The 19,779-nt window shown below is 64.0% G+C and carries 14 protein-coding genes; 5 read left to right on the top strand and 9 right to left on the bottom strand.

Translation table 11 applies throughout. The features are described from left to right. Window positions 1-77: 77 nt before the first annotated feature. The gene (locus tag AC07Y0_RS04135) at window positions 78-2,267 is read right to left on the bottom strand and encodes an anthranilate synthase (RefSeq protein WP_498674798.1); all 2,190 of its coding nucleotides are present in this window, start codon (window positions 2,265-2,267) and stop codon (window positions 78-80) included. 335 nt (window positions 2,268-2,602) lie between these two features. Between AC07Y0_RS04135 and AC07Y0_RS04130 the strand changes: the two genes are divergently transcribed. Next, the gene (locus tag AC07Y0_RS04130; RefSeq protein ID WP_498674796.1) at window positions 2,603-3,517 is read left to right on the top strand and encodes an extensin-like domain-containing protein; all 915 of its coding nucleotides are present in this window, start codon (window positions 2,603-2,605) and stop codon (window positions 3,515-3,517) included. Between the two features lie 81 nt (window positions 3,518-3,598). On the opposite strand, the gene AC07Y0_RS04125 is transcribed toward AC07Y0_RS04130, so the two are convergent. Continuing rightward, window positions 3,599-5,812 (bottom strand): TonB-dependent hemoglobin/transferrin/lactoferrin family receptor, encoded by a 2,214-nt coding sequence (locus AC07Y0_RS04125; protein WP_498674794.1) that lies wholly within the window; start codon window positions 5,810-5,812, stop codon window positions 3,599-3,601. A gap of 284 nt (window positions 5,813-6,096) precedes the next feature. Then, window positions 6,097-7,776, bottom strand: coding sequence for a formate--tetrahydrofolate ligase (locus AC07Y0_RS04120; protein WP_498674792.1), 1,680 nt, complete (start codon window positions 7,774-7,776; stop codon window positions 6,097-6,099). Between the two features lie 273 nt (window positions 7,777-8,049). Here AC07Y0_RS04120 and AC07Y0_RS04115 point away from each other — a divergent pair, with 273 nt between their 5' ends. Continuing rightward, window positions 8,050-8,568: a TIGR00645 family protein gene (locus AC07Y0_RS04115; RefSeq protein WP_498674790.1), complete on the top strand. Its 519-nt coding sequence runs from the start codon at window positions 8,050-8,052 to the stop codon at window positions 8,566-8,568. Window positions 8,569-8,608: 40 nt separating this feature from the next. Here AC07Y0_RS04115 and putA read toward each other — a convergent pair whose 3' ends face one another. After that, window positions 8,609-11,728: a bifunctional proline dehydrogenase/L-glutamate gamma-semialdehyde dehydrogenase PutA gene (putA, locus tag AC07Y0_RS04110; protein WP_498674789.1), complete on the bottom strand. Its 3,120-nt coding sequence runs from the start codon at window positions 11,726-11,728 to the stop codon at window positions 8,609-8,611. A gap of 110 nt (window positions 11,729-11,838) precedes the next feature. Here putA and AC07Y0_RS04105 point away from each other — a divergent pair, with 110 nt between their 5' ends. From AC07Y0_RS04105 to AC07Y0_RS04095, 3 genes are all read left to right on the top strand, one after another. Beyond that, a complete protein-coding gene (locus AC07Y0_RS04105; protein WP_498674786.1) occupies window positions 11,839-12,300 on the top strand; it encodes an Lrp/AsnC ligand binding domain-containing protein in 462 nt (153 codons plus the stop codon). A gap of 166 nt (window positions 12,301-12,466) precedes the next feature. Next, complete coding sequence (locus tag AC07Y0_RS04100; RefSeq protein ID WP_498674784.1) at window positions 12,467-13,189, top strand: response regulator transcription factor; 723 nt, start codon at window positions 12,467-12,469, stop codon at window positions 13,187-13,189. 49 nt (window positions 13,190-13,238) lie between these two features. Beyond that, on the top strand, window positions 13,239-13,691 hold the full coding sequence (locus tag AC07Y0_RS04095) for a PAS domain-containing protein (protein ID WP_498674782.1): 453 nt from the start codon (window positions 13,239-13,241) through the stop codon (window positions 13,689-13,691). A gap of 43 nt (window positions 13,692-13,734) precedes the next feature. On the opposite strand, the gene AC07Y0_RS04090 is transcribed toward AC07Y0_RS04095, so the two are convergent. The 5 genes from AC07Y0_RS04090 to AC07Y0_RS04070 form a co-directional block, all read right to left on the bottom strand. Beyond that, on the bottom strand, window positions 13,735-14,844 hold the full coding sequence (locus AC07Y0_RS04090) for a DUF2333 family protein (RefSeq protein ID WP_498674780.1): 1,110 nt from the start codon (window positions 14,842-14,844) through the stop codon (window positions 13,735-13,737). Then, window positions 14,837-16,135, bottom strand: a complete 1,299-nt coding sequence (locus tag AC07Y0_RS04085) for a DUF6638 family protein (RefSeq protein ID WP_498674778.1) — start codon at window positions 16,133-16,135, stop codon at window positions 14,837-14,839. Before AC07Y0_RS04085 ends, AC07Y0_RS04090 begins: the two co-directional genes overlap by 8 nt. Then, window positions 16,132-16,536: an endonuclease domain-containing protein gene (locus AC07Y0_RS04080; RefSeq protein WP_498674776.1), complete on the bottom strand. Its 405-nt coding sequence runs from the start codon at window positions 16,534-16,536 to the stop codon at window positions 16,132-16,134. The genes AC07Y0_RS04085 and AC07Y0_RS04080 overlap by 4 nt, the downstream gene beginning before the upstream one ends. A gap of 167 nt (window positions 16,537-16,703) precedes the next feature. Then, window positions 16,704-18,620 (bottom strand): AAA family ATPase, encoded by a 1,917-nt coding sequence (locus AC07Y0_RS04075; RefSeq protein ID WP_498674773.1) that lies wholly within the window; start codon window positions 18,618-18,620, stop codon window positions 16,704-16,706. Between the two features lie 3 nt (window positions 18,621-18,623). After that, complete coding sequence (locus AC07Y0_RS04070; RefSeq protein ID WP_498674772.1) at window positions 18,624-19,772, bottom strand: hypothetical protein; 1,149 nt, start codon at window positions 19,770-19,772, stop codon at window positions 18,624-18,626. Window positions 19,773-19,779 lie beyond the last annotated feature (7 nt).

Raw genomic sequence — 19,779 nt, 5'->3', positions numbered from 1 at the left:
CCCGACCACATCTCAGCCAAACGCTTTACAGCCAGTCTGAAACCCGCCGGAGGGCGGGCTTCCCGGATCTCGCAGCCTTACGCCGCCTTCACCTTCACCCTTCTCGCCAGATGCGCCACGACGTTCTCGATCATGCGCATGCCGGCATCGTGGCCGAGCGTCATGATCGATTCCGGATGGAACTGCACGGCGGCGACCGGTTCCTTGGTGTGCTCGATGCCCATGATGGTGCCGTCCTCGCTTTCGGCCGTGATCATGAAGTCGCGGTCGAGCGTGGTCGGGTCGGCGAAGATCGAGTGATAGCGGCCGACGGTCACTTCCTTGCCGAGGCCGGAGAAGACGAGGCCGGGTTCCAGCACGCGGATGCGCGACGGCTTGCCGTGCATCGGCACGGCGAGCTGGCGCAGTTCCCCGCCATAGGCTTCGGCGAGCGCCTGCAGCCCGAGGCAGACGCCGAAGATCGGCAGATTGCGGGCGCGCGCCTTCTTGATCGTCGCCTTGCAGTCGAAATCCTTCGGGCTGCCCGGTCCGGGCGACAGCACGACGAGGTCCGGATCCATCCGGTCGAATACTTCCTCCGGTACCGGCGTGCGCACGGTCGACACCTCGGCGCCGGTCTGGCGGAAATAGTTGGCGAGCGTGTGGACGAAACTGTCCTCGTGGTCGACCAGCAGGATCTTGACCCCCTGCCCGACCTTGGCGACACCGCGCTTGGCCTTGCCGTCGTTTCCGGTCTTGGCATCACGGATCGCCGCGATCATCGCCGAGGCCTTGAGTTCGGTCTCGGCCTCCTCCTCGTGCGGATCGCTGTCGTTCAGGAGCGTCGCGCCGGCGCGCACCTCGGCAATGCCGTCCTTGATGCGCACGGTCCTGAGCGTCAGCCCGGTATTCATGTCGCCGTTGAAGCCGACCATGCCGATCGCCCCGCCATACCAGGCGCGCGGGCTCTTCTCATGCGCCTCGATGAAGCGCATGGCCCAGAGCTTCGGCGCACCGGTGACGGTGACGGCCCAGGCATGGCTGAGGAACCCGTCGAAGGCGTCCATGCCGTCGCGCAGCCGCCCCTCGATATGGTCGACGGTGTGGATCAGGCGCGAATACATCTCGATCTGCCGGCGGCCGATGACCTTGACCGAGCCCGGCTCGCAGACGCGGGACTTGTCGTTGCGGTCGACGTCCGAGCACATGGTGAGCTCGCTCTCGTCCTTCTTGGAGTTCAAGAGCTTGAGGATCTGTTCGCTATCGGCGATCGGATCGTCGCCGCGCTTGATCGTGCCCGAGATCGGGCAGGTCTCGATGCGCCGGCCCGAGACGCGCACGAACATTTCCGGCGAGGCGCCGACCAGATATTCCTGGTGGCCGAGATTGATGAAGAAGGAATAGGGCGACGGATTGATTTCCTTCAGCCGCTTGGAAATCTCCGACGGCTTGCTATCGCAGCGTTCCATGAACTTCTGCCCCGGCACGACCTCGAACAGGTCGCCCCTGCGGAAGCTCTCCTTGGCCTTCACCACCAGTTCGGCATATTCGCCCGGACGATGGTCGCCGCGCGGCGGGATCGTGTCGGTGTGCTTGAACGGTTCCGGCGCGATCTCGCCCGACTTGCCCTTTGTCGAAAGCTCGCCCTTGGCGAAGTCGTAGCGGTCGATCCAGGCCTTGGCGGAATAGTGGTCGACGACGAGGATTTCGTCGGGCAGGAACAGCACCATGTCGCGCTGGTCCTCCGGCCGCTGGAGCGACAGCTTGATCGCATCGAACTGGAAGGCGAGATCGTAGCCGAAGGCGCCGAACAGGCCGATCGACGAATCCGCATCGGAATGGAAGAGATCGGTGACGGCGCGAAGCACGGTGAAGACGGTCGGGATCTTCGAGCGTTCCTCTTCGGTGAACACGCGGTCCGGTTCGTTGACGACGAGGTCGAGACGCTGCGCCGTGCGGGCACCGAGCGTCAGGTCGGCGACGGTCGAAAGCCTGTCGGCGATCAGCGAAAGGAGCACTTCGCCGCGCTCGTTATAGGCCTCGATCCACACCTTGCGGCCGAAGCAGGAAAGCCCGAGCGGCGGATCGATGATGGCGGTGTCCCAGCGGGTATAGCGGCCCGGATACTCGTAGTTGGAGGAGAACACCGCGCCGCGCCGTTCGTCGAGCCGGTCGATATAGCTCGAAATGGCATCGGCATAGGGCGTCGGCCGTCGCTCGCGCGTGACGGTGATCCCGCCCCGCGTCTCGTAGGTCTCTCCGCCATCGTCCCGAATGATCGTCGCCATGCTTCCGTTTCTCCGTCTTCTAAGGCCCGGATCGAGGCGCCTTGAATACAAAAAAGCCGCCTCAGGTTCTCCGGGCGGCTTTGGGGTCACTTGTCGTTGGACATGACTGGTCAAGGCCGCGTTAGCGTGCCCACCACCAGTTACCGATGTTCATCGACTTGATCATGAGCGATTTCATAGCGTGGGCCGCATTTGCGCGCAACGGGATTTTCCGCGCCACCGGCATTTTCCGGTAGAGCGCATGCGCAAGCCCGTCAGGAGGATGGCCGCTCCCGCGCAACCATTCGCCCCGCCGCGCGTTCTCTTGGGTGCCCATCCAACCGAAAGGCGGCCGAATGACGAAGCGGCTTGCAGTCATCCTGATCGGCCTCGGCCTGCTCACCGGCGCGGCCCTGCCGCCCACAGGCCCGGTCCCGACCGAGAAACCGCCCGCGCCCGCGGATCAGCCCGCCGTTCCGGCCCCCACCGAAAAGCCGCCTGAAGCAGAGGAATCCGTGCCGGTCCCGCCCCCCGTCCCCGCACCAGACCCGCCGCCTGCCGAAGACGTGGTTCCGGCGGAGAAACCGGAGGATGCTCCCGCGCCCGCCCCCGACGTCCGGCTGCCCGGCCCGCCGCCGCCGGCGCGCGGTCTTCCGCCTGTCCCCGGCCTTCAGCCCGCAAAGCCCGCGGCCATCCGCGTCGCGCCGGAAGATCCAGCGCAATTCGCCGCCTGCCAGTCTGAGCTCAAGACGCTCGGCACGGTGTTCGAAACCGCCGCCCCGATCGACGACGGCGAAGGCTGCGGCATGAGCAATCCGGTCATCGTCAGGGAAATCCTGCCCGGCATCAAGCTCGCGCCCGAAGCGACCTTCCGCTGCGAGACGGCCCTGCAGCTGGCGCACATGACGCGCGAGACGATCATCCCCGCCGCGCGCATCGCGCTGGCCGACAAGGGCGAACTGAAGGCGATCCAGCAGGCCTCGGCCTATGTCTGCCGCAACCGCAACAGTGCGGCGAACGGCAAGATCTCCGAACACGCCCACGGCAACGCGATCGACATCGCCGGGCTCGAATTCGACAAGGGCAGCGTGCCCATGGTGATCGCCGCCCAGGACGACGGCTCCTTCCCCGCCGCCTTCCAGCGCAGCCTCAACGCCGCGGCCTGCCTCTACTTCACCACCGTACTCTCCCCCGGCAGCGACGACGCCCACAAGGACCACCTGCATCTCGACGTCATCGAGCGCAAGAGCCGCTACCGCTTCTGCCGGTGAAGGCCGTGGTGACCAGACGAAAACGAAAAGTGGTGGCGCCCTGTCCGCGCCACCCCGTCATTGCTGTTGAAAATCAATCGTCTAGAATTTCTGCGTAATGGAAATCTTGAAGGTGCGGCCGGGTTCCGAATAGTAGTCCTTCGGCTGCGAGGCGCTCGCGGTCAGGTCGATGTCGCGCCATTTGACCGCGTCGTAGTATTCCTGGTCGAACACGTTGTAGACGCCGGCGGTAAGCCGCAGGCCCTTCATCTGTTCCGGCTCCCACCAGCCGGTGAGATTGACCAGACCATAGCCGTCCGGCTGGAACTCGGCGGTCGAATCCTCGTCCACCGCGGCAACCCCGATGAAGCTCAGGTCCGTGCCCCAGGTCTCGGTCTGGTAGCCGACCCCGACAATGCCCTTGAACGGCGGCACGCTGTCGATGAGTTCGCCGGTTTCCTCGTCCTCGCCATTGGCATAGGCGAAGGAGGCATGCACGTTGAAGCCGTTGTCGAAAACCTTGTGGGCCCGCGCCTCGAAGCCGAAGATCCGCACCCGGTCGAGGTTCTCGTAGGTGGTCGACCCCCAGGGAAAGCTCGGATTGGTATAGGTCGTCTCGCTGTCAATGAAATTCCTGTACTTGTTGTAGAAGGCCGTCACCCGGCCGCCGAACTCGGCATCGCCGAGATTGGCGCCGATCTCGAAGCCGTTGCTGGTCTCGGATTCGAGGTCGGGATTGCCGATCACCTGATACATCGGCGGCGTCGAGTAGCTCAGATAGAGTTCCGAAACGTTCGGCGCCTTGAAACCCATGGCCCACTGGGCAAACAGCTCGACCTTGGGATTGACCTCGTAGGCGGCGCGCAGCTTCGGCGAGAACTGGAAGTCGCTGCGGTCGTCCGGCAGGCCGCCGGTCGCATAACCGCTATTGGCGAGATAGTCGTCGGTCTCCTGCGGCTGGTAGTCGAACCAGTCGAAGCGGATGCCGGGCGTCAGGCTGAAGCCGGTGTCGCCGAAGGTGATCTTGTCGTCGGCGAACAGCCCGACCCGGAAGGCGTCGACATCCGGCATGTCGGACTGGTTGGTGTGGTGGAACGAGCACGAATAGGGCGGAACCGCCGCCGTGTCGCACACGTCCTCGCCGGCGGTGTACTGGCCGTATTGCGAGAAGGAGACATTGCCGCCGATCGTGACGTCATGGCGCGTCGTGCCAAGATCATACTGGTTGGCCAGCGAACCGACGACGCCCACAGACTGCTCGTCCATCTCATTGGAGCGGTACCACGGGCCCGCCAGCGAACCGACGCGCGTGCCGTCGACGGCCGAGCTGGTTTCCACCCGCTGCCAGTAGATCGTCAGGTCCGCCTTGTCGACCGGGCCGGTCAGGTCCGGTGCGTCGTATCGGTAGTCGATCGAGACGCGGTCGCGCTGCTTCAGCTCGTCGCCGTCGAGTTCGGAATAGTTGCGGGATGCAGTCTCCTCGGTCTTGAGGTCGGTGGCGATGTCCTTGCGGAAGCGCTCGGCCGTCAGGCCGATCATGTGGCCGGCGCCGAAATCCTGGCGGAGCTTGAACAGCAGGTTGTGCTGGTCGAAATCGGCCGGATTGGCCTCCGAGCGGGTGGCCCCCGTTCCGCCGACCGAACCCTGGTTGTCGCGCTCGTGGCCGGCCTTGTAGCCGCCCTGGAACAGGATCGAGGTGTTCTCGACCTTCTTGGCGATGGCGACCGATCCGCCGAGCGAGTTGTCGGTGCTGTCATAGGTGGTCTTGGCCATGCCGCCGAAGGTGGCGCCCTCGGCAATCAGGTCCTCCGGCTCCAGCGTCCGCAGGATCATGGCGCCGCCCAGCGCGCCCGAACCGGCGCGGCTCGAGTCGGCGCCGCGCATGATGTCGACGGTCGAGAGCGTCGAGAAGTCGAAGGTGTCGATGCCGCCGTCGGCCCGCGTCGAGGAGCCGAGCGAGGTGGCGCCGGCTTGGCGGGCGTCGTTGACGAGATAGGGGATCGGAATGCCGTCGATCGTGGTGAGCACGCGGTCGGCCTCGAGGCCGCGAATGTTCACGCCCGCGCCGGCAAAGCCCGCCTGGACGCCCGGCTCGGTGGTGTTGCCGAGCTCGTCGATGCTGGTGATCTGCTTCTTTTCGATCTCGGCCGCCGTGGTCTCGGTGGCAAGCGGCGTGTCCGCCGCCGAGCCAGCCGGAATGCGCTTGCCCTTGACCAGGATGGTCTGGAGCTGCGTGTCGGCGGCCGGCTGCGCCGTCGCGCTCTGCGAGAAGGCGCCCGAGGCCGGGACAAGCCCGGCGAGCGCGGTGCAGGTCATGAGGATTGCTCTGAAAGGATGCGAGCCCATAAAATTCCCTTTATCCGCGGCCGCAAAAGTCCCCAGCCGCGGATGAGCACCCGCGACGGCCGGCCGGATCAATCTGTGTCTAAAACGTGGCAAAGGGCTGCAACTGCCCTCTTAATGCCATCTATAAAACATGATTATTCAAGTCAATATATAAAACATGATTTCAGTTGTCATGTTTTAATGCGCGGCTATGCGCATGCCGAAATACCACATCGGCTTTGCCGGTCCGGATCGGGTGAAGTGCGTGAAACGCTCTAGAAAAGCCCTTCGATGAAACCCTGTTCGTTGAGTGCGATGCGCTCGGCAGCCGGCGAGCTCGGCAGGCCCGGCATGGTCATGATCTCGCCGGTGATGGCCACGACGAAGCCGGCCCCGGCCGACAGACGCACTTCCCGCACGTTGACGACATGCCCCTCCGGCGCGCCGCGCAAGGCCGGATCGGTCGAGAAGGAATACTGCGTCTTCGCGATGCAGACCGGCAGGTGGCCGTAGCCCTGCGCTTCCCAGGCCGCAAGCTGGTCCCGTACCGTCTTCGCCGCGGTCACCTCGGCCGCGTGATAGATCTTCGACGCCACCGTCTCGATTTTTTCCAGGAGCGGCATGGCGTCCGGATAGAGCGGCCTGAAGCCGGCCTGGCCTGAATCGGCCAGCTCCGCCACGCGATGCGCCAGTTCGGCAATGCCGGCCGAACCGTCCGCCCAGTGGCGGCAGACGATCGCATCGGCCCCGAGCCGCGAAACATATTCCTTGACCGCCGCCACCTCCGCTTCGGTATCGGAGGTGAAATGGTTGATCGCGACGATGACCGGCACCCCGAAGCGCCGCACATTGGCGATGTGGCGGCCGAGATTGGCGCAGCCGCGCGTCAGCGCCTCGACATTCTCGACACCGAGATCGTCTTTCTTCACCCCGCCATTCATCTTCAACGCCCGGACCGTCGCAACGATCACCGCGGCGGCAGGATTCAGCCCCGCCTTGCGGCACTTGATGTCGAAGAATTTCTCCGCCCCGAGATCGGCGCCGAAACCGGCCTCCGTCACGACATAGTCGGCGAGCTTCAGCGCCGTCTTCGTGGCGATCACCGAATTGCAGCCATGGGCGATGTTGGCGAACGGCCCGCCGTGCACGAAGGCCGGATTGTTCTCCAGCGTCTGAACCAGGTTGGGCTGCATCGCGTCCTTCAAAAGCACGCTCATGGCCCCGTCGGCCTTGAGATCGCGGGCAAAGACCGGGCTCTTGTCTCGCCGGTAGCCGACGATGATGTCGCCGAGCCGCCGTTCGAGATCGGCAAGGTCTGCCGCGAGACAGAGGATCGCCATTACTTCCGAGGCCACGGTGATGTCGAAGCCGCATTCCCGCGGGAACCCGTTGGCGACACCGCCCAGCGAACCGACCATCTGCCTGAGCGCCCGGTCGTTCATGTCCATCGCCCGCCGCCAGGTGATGCGGCGCACGTCGATGTCGAGGGCATTGCCCCAGTAGATGTGGTTGTCGACCATGGCCGCGAGCAGGTTGTGGGCCGAGGTGATGGCGTGGAAATCGCCGGTGAAGTGCAGGTTGATGTCTTCCATCGGCACGACCTGCGCATGGCCGCCGCCGGCCGCCCCGCCCTTGACGCCGAAACACGGCCCGAGCGAGGGCTCGCGGATGCAGACCATGGCCTTCTTGCCGATGCGGTTCAGTCCGTCCACCAGGCCGACGGTCGTCGTCGTCTTGCCCTCGCCCGCCGGGGTCGGATTGATCGCCGTCACCAGGATCAGCTTGCCGTCGCTGCGCCCTTCCAGGGAGCGGATGAATTTGGCCGAAACCTTCGCCTTGTCGTGGCCGTAGGGCACGAGCTGTTCGACCGGAATGCCGAGCTTCGCGCCGATCTCCTGGATCGGTTTCTTGGACGCCGCACGGGCGATCTCGATGTCGGACTTGAATTCACCCATGGACTGCAGACTCCCCTTTCCCCGCTCCGGCCCTTGAGACCGTTGCCGCGCCAATAGATCGCAGAACCGCCTTCAAGGCGATACCGCGCCAGCCTCCGATTTATCCGACAGCGACAAGAAAGGAAATGAATGCGGCCTCTCGGGCGAAATCTGTCCACCATGGACCTTTCCGCCCGCATATGGCCGCAACCGCGCCATCCGTCGGTCTTGCAGCCAACGCCCGCTCCGCCTATGTCTGCCAGCCACAATCGAACGTCTGTGGAGCAACGCCCCATGAAATCCCTCGAATTGCTGGTCGAACGGATCATCCTGTCGAGCCGCTGGCTCCTCGTCGCCTTCTACCTCGGACTGGTCGCCGCACTCGCCGTCTATGCTGTGTCCTTCGGCTACAAGTTTCTCAAGGTCGCGGGCAACGTCTTCACCTACAATGATGCCGAAATGATCCTCGCCATGCTCGGCCTGATCGATGCCGCACTGGTGGCGAGTCTGATCGTCATGGTGATGATTTCCGGCTACGAGAACTTCGTCAGCCGCTTCGATGAGGCCGAGGACCAAGTCTCCTTCCTCGGCAAGCTCGATTCCGGCAGCCTCAAGATCAAGGTCGCCTCCTCAATCGTCGCGATCTCGTCAATCCACCTGCTCCAGGTCTTCCTCAATTCGAGCCAGTACACCGACGGCAAGATCATGTGGCTGACGCTGATGCACCTCGCCTTCGTCTTCTCGGCGCTCATGCTCGGCTTCCTCGAAATGATGATGAAGAAGGCCAAGGAGGCCGGCCCGGACAAGGGATGAAAAGACGGGAGGCTTTCGCCTCCCGCCCTCGTCTTTCGGATCAGCCCTCGCCGATCGCGATCAGGCTGGCATTGCCTCCCGCGGCGGCGGTATTCACGGAGATCACCTGCTCCACGGCAAAGCGCATCAGATAGGCCGGACCGCCGGCCTTGAAACCGGTGCCCGACAGGCCCGATCCGCCGAACGGCTGGGTGCCGACCACCGCGCCGATCATGTTGCGGTTGATGTAGACGTTGCCGGTGTCGAGCGCCTCCGTGACGGCTCGGATGGTCGACTCGATGCGGCTGTGGACCCCAAGCGTGAGGCCGTAGCCGGTGGCGGCGATCGACTCGATCACACGGCCCAGATCCTTGGCCTTCCAGCGCACCACATGCAGCACCGGGCCGAACACTTCCTTGGTCAGCGCCTCCGGCCGGTCGAGCTCGATGATATGCGGGGCGAAGAAATTGCCCGTATTCGGCACCGTGCCGGCATAGCGGACCTTCTGGCCCTCGTGCATCTCGGCCACATGACCTTCGAGCATGGCCTTCTGCTTCTCGTCGATCACCGGGCCGACATCGGTCGTGGTGAGCGCCGGATTGCCCAGATTGAGCTCGCGCGCCGCCCCCTCGATCATGTCCAGCATGCCGTCGGCAATGTCTTCCTGGAGATAGAGGATGCGCAGAGCCGAGCAGCGCTGGCCGGCCGAGCGGAAGGCCGACATGACGACGTCGTCGGCCACCTGTTCGGCAAGCGCCGTCGCATCGACGATCATCGCGTTGATGCCGCCGGTCTCGGCGATGAGCGGCACGATCGGGCCGTTCTTGGCGGCGAGCGTGCGGTTGATCGCCTGCGCCGTTCCGGTCGAACCGGTGAAGGCGAGGCCGCCGAGCTGCGGATGGGCCGAAATGGCGGCACCGATCTCCGGACCGCCCGGCAGAAGCATCAGCACATCGGCCGGAATGCCGGCCTGGTGCATCAGCTTGACCGCTTCATAGGCGATGAGCGGCGTCTGCGGCGCGGGCTTGGCGACGACGGCATTGCCGGCGACGAGCGCGGCCGAAACCTGGCCGAGGAAGATCGCCAGAGGAAAATTCCACGGCGAGATGCAGGCAAACACCCCGCGCCCGCGCCAAAGAAGCCGGTTGCTCTCGCCGGTCGGGCCGGGCATGGCCTCGGCCTCGCCGAACAGCTTGCGCGCCTGGGCGGCGTAGTAGCGGCAGAAATCGACCGCCTCGCGGATTTCGGCAATACCGTCGTCCAGCGTCTTGCCGGCTTCGGCGGACAGCAGCGCCAGCAGCCGGTCGCGATTGGCTTCCAACAGGTCGGCGGTCTTGTCGAGGCAGGCGGCGCGCTCCTCGACCGGCGTCTTCGACCACACGGCAAATCCCTTGCGGCCCGCGGCAAAGGCACGATCGACGTCGGCGACGGCCGCATTGCGCACGGTTCCGACGACCCGGCTGCGGTCGGCCGGCGACAGGACCGGAACGGCCTCCGCCTGGCCCGTCGCCCCTGGAACCAGCGGGGCGGCATCGACCTTGGCCGTCTGGCCGGCCAGCGACGCGATCAACTCTTCAAGGCTTTCGCGATGGCCGAATTCGAAGCCGGCGCTGTTCTTGCGCTCGCCGTAGAGCGCGAGCGGCATGGGGATCTGGTTGTGGCGCACGCTCTTGCCCTGGTCGATGCCGAGCCGTTCAACCGGCCGTTCGAGCAGGTTGGCGATCGGCACGTTCTTGTCGCCGGCAACCGCGACGAAGGACGAGTTGGCGCCGTTCTCCAGCAGGCGGCGCACCAGATAGGCGAGCAGGTCGCGATAGCCGCCGACCGGCGCATAGATGCGGCAGGCGATGCGTTCGTTGCCGGAGAGCAGGTTGTTGTACAGGGCTTCGCCCATGCCGTGCAGGCGCTGGAATTCGAAGCCGGTGCGGTCGGCACCGGCCAGTTCCAGGATCATCGACACGGTGAGCGCATTATGCGTGGCGAATTGCGGAAAGATCCGCTCGCGCTTGGAAAGCATCTGCGCGGCGCAGACGAGATAGGACAGATCGGTCGCCGGCTTGCGGGTCCAGACCGGATAGTCGTCGAGGCCGCGTTCCTGCGCCCGCTTCACCTCGGTATCCCAATAGGCGCCCTTGACGAGGCGCACCATCATGCGCCGGCCGTTCCGCTTGCACAGGTCGTCGATATAGTCGATCACCTGCGGCGCGCGCTTCTGGTAGGCCTGGATGGCCAGCCCGAAACCGTCCCAGCCGGCCAGCGACGGATCGGAGAACACCGCGCCGATGACGTCGAGCGACAGTTCAAGACGGTCGGCCTCCTCGGCGTCGACGGTGAAGTTCAACTGGTGCGCCTTGGCCATCTGGGCGAGCTTCAAGAGATCCGGCACGAGCTCGCGCATCACCCTGTCATGATGGGTGGCGAGATAGCGCGGATGCAGCGCCGACAGCTTGACCGAAATGCCCATGCGGTCCGGCAGCTGGCTGCCCTTGCCGTGCTTGGCCATGAAGGCGCCGATCGAGTCGATCGCGTCGGCATAGGACTTGAAGTAGCGCTTGGCGTCTTCCGCCGTTCGGGCGCCCTCACCCAGCATGTCGAAGGAATGGCGATAGCCCTTCTCCTCGCTCTTGGCGGCGCGGCCGAGCGCGTCCTTCATCGTTTCGCCGAGCACGAAGTGATGGCCGAGGAAACGCATGGCCTGCTTGGTGGCCGAGCGCACGGTGGGCAGGCCGAGCCGCTTGACGAGGCCGCGCACCACGCCTTCCGGCGTCTCGCCGGGACGGATGACGCGGGCGGACAGGCCCAGCGCCCAGGCCGAGGCCGAGACGAACCAGCTGTCGCCATGCGCCTCGTGCTCGCTCCAGCCGCCCTCTTTCAGCTTGTCTTCGATCAGCCGGTCCTGGGTCAGCGCATCGGGCACGCGCAGCAGCGCTTCGGCCAGCACCATCAGCGCCAGGCCTTCGCGCGTCGACAGGCCGTATTCGCGCAGGAAGTCCTCGACGCCGCCGATCGAGCCGGAATTGTCGCGGATCGCCTCGATGAAGCGCGTGGCGCGCTGGTCGATCGCGGCATTCTGCTGGGCTCCCAGCGTCAGGCGGGCGGCAAAGCCGCGCATCATCTGGTCGTCGTCGCCGGCGAAAGGCGCGGAAAAGCGGGGGAAATCGGGCATGGCACTCTTGATCATTGTCACCTCCGTGTTATCGGCAAGGTATCGACAGATAGGTGATTTTAATCGCTGATTTTCGGTGTATAGTCAGTGACTATAACTGCATTTTCGCCGCATGGTAGATTTAGATGAAAGAACTCGACAGACTGGACCGGAAGATCCTCAGGACCCTGCAGAAGGAGGGTCGGCTGACCAATATCGAACTTGCCGAGCGCGTCAGCCTCTCGCCGACGGCGACCGCCGAACGGGTGCGCCGGCTGACCCGCGACGGCATCATCACCGGCTATATGGCCATTCTGTCGCCGGAAAAGCTCGGACGCAACTTGCTTGTGTTCATCGAGGTCAAGCTCGACCGCACCACGCCGGATGTTTTCGACGCCTTCGCCGCGGCGGTCAAACGCTCGGACGACGTGATGGAGTGCCACATGGTGGCGGGTGGCTTCGACTACCTGGTGAAGGCGCGCGTTGCCGGCATGGAGGCCTATCGCCAGTTCCTGTCGGAGGTCATCCTGCCGCTCCCCGGCGTGCGCGAAACCCATACATACGCCGTCATGGAAGAGGTCAAGACCGGCTCGGCCCTGCCGGTCTAGCCCCCGATCGTCCGCACCCCATCCTTTGTTTACCAAGTGGTGTGCTTTTTCCGTTTTGAACGTAGACTTTGTTCCATTCCGCAGTAAGAAAGTGCTGGCTTTTCAGTGCAACTGATATATTTGTTATTGTTAACATTTCCCTTACCCTCAACTTTCGAATTCACATATGATTTCCGCCGACCGTCAATCGCTGCTGAGCGGTGAAATTGCGAGCAGCCAGACACGCGCTCATTTTATGAGTGTCATGGGCCGGGTTGTCGGTGAATTCGGCCTCGACCACGTCACCGTCATGGCGGCGCCAAGCCCCAACGATATCGCGATCATCCCTCTCGTTCTCGAGAGCACCCTGCCTGCGCAGTTCTCCCGCGAGTTCGACAAGCACCAGTTCCTGCGCTACTGCCCGATCCTCCCGAAATTCAGCAATTCGGTCCTGCCGCAGACCTGGTACCTCGGAGAATCCGGCCCCTCGGCTAGCTTCGACTGCCCTGAGAAAATGTATGAACTGATGAGCCGTTACGGTCTCCTGATGGGCACGATCTTCCCGATGACCTCTGTCGATTCGGGGCGCTACTTCCTGCGCTACGACGGCAGGCGCTCGCCGCTGCACCAGGTTGAACTGAACGAGCTCGGCATGATCTCGCTGCACGCCTTCGACGTCTTCGACCGGATGCGCCGGTCCGAGATCGCCGTGCCCAACGTTCTTTCGGTCCGCGAGCTCGAAGTGCTGCGCTGGACGGCCCAGGGCAAGACCTCGGTCGAGATCGGCCAGATCCTGTCGCTCTCCGACCATACCGTCAACGCTTACATGACCAATGCCATCAGAAAGCTGGATTGCGTGAACCGGACGCAGTTGGTAGCCAAGGCGATACGTCTGAAGCTGATCAACTGATTCCTGGTGGAATGTGGGCGTGCCTGCGATCAGGGGAAAGAGAACCTCGTTGCCCCTGCGTTTCGACCAACTCGATCACAAGCAATTCCAGGACTGCACCACGGTCGGCATGAGCGAACGCGAGGTGGTCGAACTCGCCCAGGCCTTCCACCTCTACGGCTTCTGGAGCATCAACCTCGACACGGGCCTTTTCCTCGCCACGCCGGACGTCTACCGCATCTTCGACATGCAGCCGGAGGACGGGAGAATGAACCTCGTCGAGTTCCGCGAACACATCCACCCCGACGATCTTCCGATCCTGATGGAATGCTTCGAGCGCTGTTCGTCGCAGAAGCAGAGCTATCACATGATCTACCGGATCAAGCGCGGCACCGACTGGAAGTTCGTCCGCACCGTCGGCAAGTTCCGCGAGAAGCCCGGCACGTCGGGCGAGATCGTCGGCATCACCTACGAATTCTTCGAGCGCCTGCGCACCGCGGCATTCTCCGACGGCGACGACTGAAGGCGGAGAAGCCGACCCGCCGCTGGCGGGCCGGCAAAGGCGCCTAGCGGTCCAGCACCGAGCGCAGCTCGACCATGTTGGAACGCACCCTGAGGATATAGAAGCCCATGGTTGCCAGATGGGTCGGCATGATCCAGCCGTCTTCCGACCCGTTGGAGATGATCGCCGGCTGGATGCGCAGGGCGCCCTGCAGCTGCTTTTCCATTTCCGTCCAGATGGCGGTCAGGTTGCGTTCGCGGATCACGTCGACGAAGTCGGCGCGGGTCGCCTGCAACAGCGCATACTGCGCATAGAGCTGGCCGTAGGCGAACCAGAAGCGGTCGTCGGCACGCGTGTCGAACCAGCCGGCATTGTACTCTTCGGAGCGGCGGCGAAGGATGTCGGACGTGTTGCCGAGGTCGCTCGCCATGCGATCGAGCAGTTGCACGAGATTGTCGGCGCGCGCATCGAAGATCGCGGTGCAGGTCTCGAGCGACGAATTGAACTTGCGCCAGCTCTCGACGGCCGAGCGGTAGTAGTTCGGCGTCGGTGTCTTGAAGCCGAGCGGATCGGTGCCGAAATACCAGGTGCCCTCGTCGAACTGGATATTGCCGCGGGCGTCCTGCAGGTCGTTGTTGATGCTCGACGTACCGCGCACGCGACCGAGATTGTCGGCCAGCTCGATCGCCAGGCGACGCGCGACCTGGTTGACGCCGCGCTGGAACGACGCCTTGTTGTCGAAGAACGGGGTATGGTCCCAATCCACGCCGAAGAGGCCCATCTTGTAGACCAGCGACGACGAGATCCAGATATTCTGGTTGACGTTCGTATCGGTGAGGTCGGCGACCACGGTGACGATGGCCGAATTCTGGCAGGTACCCGGCTTGGCGGCGTTTTCCTGCCCCGCCGCGATCTGGCGCGCCGGGAACTTGTAGGCCTGGGCGAATTCGGGATCGAAGCCGTACCAGACCTGGGTGCGCCAGACGAACTGGCCGTAAAGGGCGATCAGCGCCAGCACGAACAGCAGGACCGGGATCTTGATCAGCCAGTTGCGCCGCTGATACCAGCTGTGCGCCGCCAGGAACGGCCAGAAGATTGCAGCCACCACCATTCCGATGCCGCGTCCGATGGCAGCGAAGACGCGTTGGAAGAACGCGATGATCGGATCAAGCATTGTCGTCTTCTCCTATGCCGTAGAGGCGTTTGCGGAAACCCGCCTTGTCCTGCAGATAGGTCTGCGACAGACGGGATACAACGAATTCCCGGAAGCCATCGCTAAACCCTTCGTAGGCATCGTAAAAGCCCTGCTTGTCGAAAATGAACCGCGACACGAAGTCCATCGGCGTCATCTGCGAAATCAGGCGGTTGGTGAGCCACTGGTCGGCATGGTCGGGCCTCGCCCTGACCAGCAGGAAGCGTCTCCGCGCCTCCACATCGTCGATGCGGATGCTGCCGGAAACGCCGACCGCCCGGATCATCTCCTGCAGGAAGGGATAGGTGCCCTCGGCCGCGATGCGCTCTGCATTGCGGTGCAGGAAGGTCTGCAGCCAGACGGCGTCGACCTTGGAGAAGTCCATCGTCGGATCGGCCGCATAGGCGACACCGAGCGCCGCCATCTCGGCGCGGTGGGCCAGAAGCCCGGAACTTTCGACCCAGCTTGCCCGCGGCAGCTCGACCCGCCCCGTCTTGGTCAGGAAATCGAAGATCTGCGCCGGGTCCTTGATCGAGATGTAGCTGACCTGCCAGGGCCGCGAGCGGCGGAAGCCGGGCGCCGACGGATCTGAGATCACCGTGGTGATCTTGTCGTCGACGAAGACATAGGTGCCGCCGAAGTGATTGGCCCAGAAGGCGTCGTGGCGGAACACCAGCTTGTCGGGCACCAGCACGTTCTGGCGGATGTCGCCGGTCAGCTTGGCAAGCTCGACCATGCGGTTGAGCAGCGCGTCGTCGCGCCAGGCATCGGGCTCGCTTTGCAGTCGGTCGGAGAGCCGGCGAAGCTCCGCCGCCTTGCCGAGCACGTCCTCGGCAGAGAGCACCCGGAACTGCACCTCGTTGATCGACAGGAGATCCTCCAGGCTCTCGACCGTCGCCACCGAATCCTCGATCTCGCCGTAGAGCGCATCCTTGATCGTCACCGCGTTGATGGCGCGCGCATTGGCCTTGAAGAACTCGTGCATCAGGCCGGCCGTGTTGGAAAAACTGGTATGCACGACCGGCAGGCTCTCCTGTTCCGGCGTCAGGATGACGAAACGCCGGTTCACCCGGTTGGGATCGAGATAATCCTTGTCGCCCAGTTCGTCGGCGACCTGCGGCGAAAAGCCGGTCATGTCGATATCGAATTCGGCAAGCGCCGTCGGCTTCAGCCCGAAACCGGACAGCGCCTTGTTGTAGCGCGCGACGAGATGCGGCTCGGTGACGGCGAGCAGCCGGCCGTAGATCAGTTCGGCTTCGAGGAGACGGTTCATTTATTGTCGCTCGACGGAAAGAACGCGAAATCGCGGCTGCGGCATGGTTCGGCGATCCGGCCGTCGAGCACCGCCATAATCGTCTCCAGCACAGCGCCACGCTCCAGCAGCACGTCAGTGTTCCAGAGCCGCGCCACAGACCATCCGTTCAGGTTCATAAAGGCATTCCGTTTCTCGTCATATTCGCTTTCGGCATGTTGGTGACCGTCAATCTCTACCACGAGCAGAGCTTCACGGCATGCGAAGTCTGCGAAATACGGTCCGATGGGCAATTGTCGGACAAACTTGAAACCATTCAACCGTCGCCCCCGAAGCTCGTACCACAACACAGCCTCGGCATCGTTATCAACATGATGCAGGCTTCGTGCGCGAGTTGTCTTGCGTCTGTTCGGCCCCCTCATAACGCCTCGCCAGAAGATTGCCCCTCACCCTAACCCTCTCCCCGCAAGCGGGGAGAAGGAAACCGGCTGTGTCGGCCGCCGTCCCTTCTCCCCGTTTACGGGGAGAAGGTGCCCGAAGGGCGGATGAGGGGCAAGGCCGGCTTAACTGCTGGCAGAATAGAGCCCCCCTACCACCGCCCCTCGCGCTTCATCGCCTCGATCGCGCCGATCGCCCGTTCGCGCTGCCGCTCCCGGCGGATGATCTCGTTGACTGCCGCTTCGTCCGACTTGTCGGCATAGCGGAACTCGCTGTCGGCATAGCGGTTGATCTCCTGCAGGATCATCTCCATCGTCACCGGCCCGCGCAGCTCGGCGATCATCGCCTTCTTCTCGTCGTAGCCCTTGTGCATGAAGGCCTCGGGCGTCGCGAACCAGTCGTCCGGCAGTTCGACGTCCATCGCCCGCATCTTCACCGCATCGGTGATGTTCTTGATCGCCCGGCCGGTAAAGCGCGGTTCGGCCAGCTTGATCTCGTGCAGATAGGCGCCGACGTCGGCGAGCGTCTCGATCCGGCCGCGTTCCTTCTCGAACCGCTCCCAGACCGCGACGAGCCCCTCCTCTTCCGGCCGGCCGTGCTTTTCGTAGGAGATGCCGACCGCCCGCTTGATCTCCTGGTTGGCAAACAGCTGGTGCTCGCCGAGAGGGATCGTGTGGTTCTTGCCGATCAGCAGCGCGAAGATGTCGATGTAGTCCTCTTCCGTCTGTGGACCGTCGACCAGCCAGCGCGCCCCGGCACGCTGCCTGAGCGCATCGTCGACATTTTCCGGATAGTTCGAGAACATGCCGAAGGTGCAGTTGCCCCGCACCACGGTGGATGCCCCGGCGAAGGCCTCCATCAGGACGGCGGTGATCTCGTGCTGGCCGGCCGACGCCCGGTCGTCGGACCGCTTCGCCGCCACCTGGTCGACGTCGTCGATCGTGCCGAAGCCGATGACGCGCGGGTTGACGACATTGTCGATGAAGGCCTTGCAGTTCTGCCCCGACTTGCCCTGGTAGGACGAGATCTGGTCGACGCCGAAATTCTCGTAGTGGAAGGCATAGCCGGCCACCTGGCAGTAGTCGTTGAGCAGCCCGGCGATCATCTGGATCAGGATGGTCTTGCCGGTCCCCGGCATGCCGTCTCCGATGAAGGTGAAGAGAAAGCCGCCGAGTTCGACGAACGGATTCATCTGCCGGTCGAAATCGTAGGCCATCAGCATCTTGGCGAGCTTCATCGCCTGGAACTTGGCGATGTGGTTGCCGACGATCTCCTCCGGCTTCTTGAAGGTCATCACCAGCGGCTTGCGCCGCTGGCCGGGCGCGACGTCGAAACCGTCCAGGGTGAAATCGTCCTGGTCGATGCGGATATGCGTGTTCTCGAAGGCGGAAAGCCCGGTGAACCGCGCCTTGCGGGTCAACAGTCCGTCGATCGCCGCGCGGGCAAAGGCGCGCGCCCGCTGGCCGAGCGTCGCGTCGTCGGCGGCCCCCTTCAGCGCCGCATCGAGCCCGGCCACCATGCTCTTCAGCGCATCCTGCGGCGTATCGAACAGGAAATCCGGCTCCGGCGTATCGTTGACCGGCTCGCCCTCGCCGGCCAGCGTCGAGAGCAGATAGGCGGCCAGCGAAAAGGCCGAGACATAGGCCGAGGCCGACAGCAGCGCCTTGAAGCGGGCGGCCTCCTCGCCCTGCAAAGGCGCCGTCACATTGCGCGCCTGCAATTGTTCCAGATCCGTCTGCCGGCCGAACACTTCGCCAATCGCCAGAGAAACCTGGATGCCGCGCCGAACCCGGTAGAGCACGCCATGCTGGGTCGGCGACAGAAGCGGATCGCTGCTGCCGGACGACTGGATGGTCTTTGCCAGCTCCACCTCGCGGGTGCGCCGCACGCCGCCGGTCGAAACCGTCGAGACGAAGCGCCGCCCGGTGCCGGCCAGCGCCGTACCCGCCGCCCCCTCGCCCGGATCGAGCGCCACGAACCGCGTCACCAGCGCCTGCGCCACGGCCAGATGCCGGGCGATTTCGTCCTCGCGAAGGGTGGTGAGGCCTGCGTTCAACCCGTTGCTCATCGGCTAGACCTCGCTGACGACGTTGTTCCCGGAAATGACATGGACCTTGTAATTGCCGAAGATCGCATTGGCCTCGCCCGAGGCATAGAGCGCCTGGTAGGCGTCGTGCGGCACCAGCGCATGTTTCTCATAGGCCGAAACGCCCATGCGGGCGGCTTCGAGGTCGTTTGTGTCGATGTGGAATTCCTGCGTCGCCGGCGTCGAGGAGAAGAAGCCCTTGGTCGCCGGACGCTCGGCCTTGGAAAACACTTCCTGCACCGTCCAGGTGAGCAGCCAGGCGTTCTCGGGCTTCCGCACCCGCGACAGGATCTCGTTGATGCGCGCATTGTTCTCGGTGATGCCCGCCGAATAGAACGGCCCGAGCACGAGGCGCCTCAGCTGTTTGGGATGCAGCGTCGGGAAATCCTTGTCCATGTTGGTGGCGATCGTCGCCGGCGTCAGCGAATAGGCGCCGTTCTTCGAGGCAAAATCGTCGAACTGGGCGGCGAGCTGCGGATTGAGCAGCCCGCCGACCGGCAGCGGAATGTCGAGGTCCGGGTTGATCTTGCCGTCCTTGCCGACCAGCAGTTCCTGGATATTCTCCGAGGAATCCTCGATGCCGGCGACATAGACCATCGGCAGCGTGTTCGATCCGTCGAACACCGCCCAGGTCACGACGTAATAGGGCCGCCCGGACTTCTCGTTGACCGCGACGCGCACCGTCTCCGGCAGGACATAGGGTGAGAAGATGTCGCCCTTGCCGATCTGCTCGAGATAGATCCGCTCGGCCATCTGCGACTGAAGGGCACCGGGAAAGGCCTTGGTGCGCAGGATGAAATCGGCCATTTCCGCCCGGATCGCCTGGGCGTCCGGAATGTTGGCGAGCCGCTTGTCGGCAGTGAGCCGGTCGTTCTCCAGCTCCAGCACGTTCTGGAACACCGGAAAGCCGCTCTCGGCGCGGGAGATGCGGAACTGCTCGGTGAACCCGATGCGGTTCTCCCAGCAGGCAAAGGAGTTCTTCAGCCGCGCCACATAGGGCAAGAGCAACTGGCCGGCAAACCCGCTTCCCGCCAGCGCGAGATCCGGATTGGACAGATAGGTCTCCAGCCCGCCGAGCGCGGCGCGGATGGAGTTGAAATACTGGGCGACGGGTGCGCCGTTTTGCTCGAGCATCGTCTGG

The organism is Allorhizobium sp. GW101-3B10, assembly GCF_059424725.1.
This window is presented reverse-complemented; position numbering and strand designations above follow the sequence as displayed.

What these genes read in the sequence shown, in the direction of transcription:
- putA (WP_498674789.1), bottom strand. Translation starts at nt 11,728, where the DNA reads ATGATCAAGAGTGCCATGCCCGATTTCCCCCGCTTTTCCGCGCCTTTC.
- AC07Y0_RS04135 (WP_498674798.1), bottom strand. Translation starts at nt 2,267, where the DNA reads ATGGCGACGATCATTCGGGACGATGGCGGAGAGACCTACGAGACGCGG.
- AC07Y0_RS04090 (WP_498674780.1), bottom strand. Translation starts at nt 14,844, where the DNA reads ATGCTTGATCCGATCATCGCGTTCTTCCAACGCGTCTTCGCTGCCATC.
- AC07Y0_RS04120 (WP_498674792.1), bottom strand. Translation starts at nt 7,776, where the DNA reads ATGGGTGAATTCAAGTCCGACATCGAGATCGCCCGTGCGGCGTCCAAG.
- AC07Y0_RS04130 (WP_498674796.1), top strand. Translation starts at nt 2,603, where the DNA reads ATGACGAAGCGGCTTGCAGTCATCCTGATCGGCCTCGGCCTGCTCACC.
- AC07Y0_RS04080 (WP_498674776.1), bottom strand. Translation starts at nt 16,536, where the DNA reads ATGAGGGGGCCGAACAGACGCAAGACAACTCGCGCACGAAGCCTGCAT.
- AC07Y0_RS04125 (WP_498674794.1), bottom strand. Translation starts at nt 5,812, where the DNA reads ATGACCTGCACCGCGCTCGCCGGGCTTGTCCCGGCCTCGGGCGCCTTC.
- AC07Y0_RS04070 (WP_498674772.1), bottom strand. Translation starts at nt 19,772, where the DNA reads ATGCTCGAGCAAAACGGCGCACCCGTCGCCCAGTATTTCAACTCCATC.
- AC07Y0_RS04105 (WP_498674786.1), top strand. Translation starts at nt 11,839, where the DNA reads ATGAAAGAACTCGACAGACTGGACCGGAAGATCCTCAGGACCCTGCAG.
- AC07Y0_RS04085 (WP_498674778.1), bottom strand. Translation starts at nt 16,135, where the DNA reads ATGAACCGTCTCCTCGAAGCCGAACTGATCTACGGCCGGCTGCTCGCC.
- AC07Y0_RS04115 (WP_498674790.1), top strand. Translation starts at nt 8,050, where the DNA reads ATGAAATCCCTCGAATTGCTGGTCGAACGGATCATCCTGTCGAGCCGC.
- AC07Y0_RS04100 (WP_498674784.1), top strand. Translation starts at nt 12,467, where the DNA reads ATGATTTCCGCCGACCGTCAATCGCTGCTGAGCGGTGAAATTGCGAGC.
- AC07Y0_RS04075 (WP_498674773.1), bottom strand. Translation starts at nt 18,620, where the DNA reads ATGAGCAACGGGTTGAACGCAGGCCTCACCACCCTTCGCGAGGACGAA.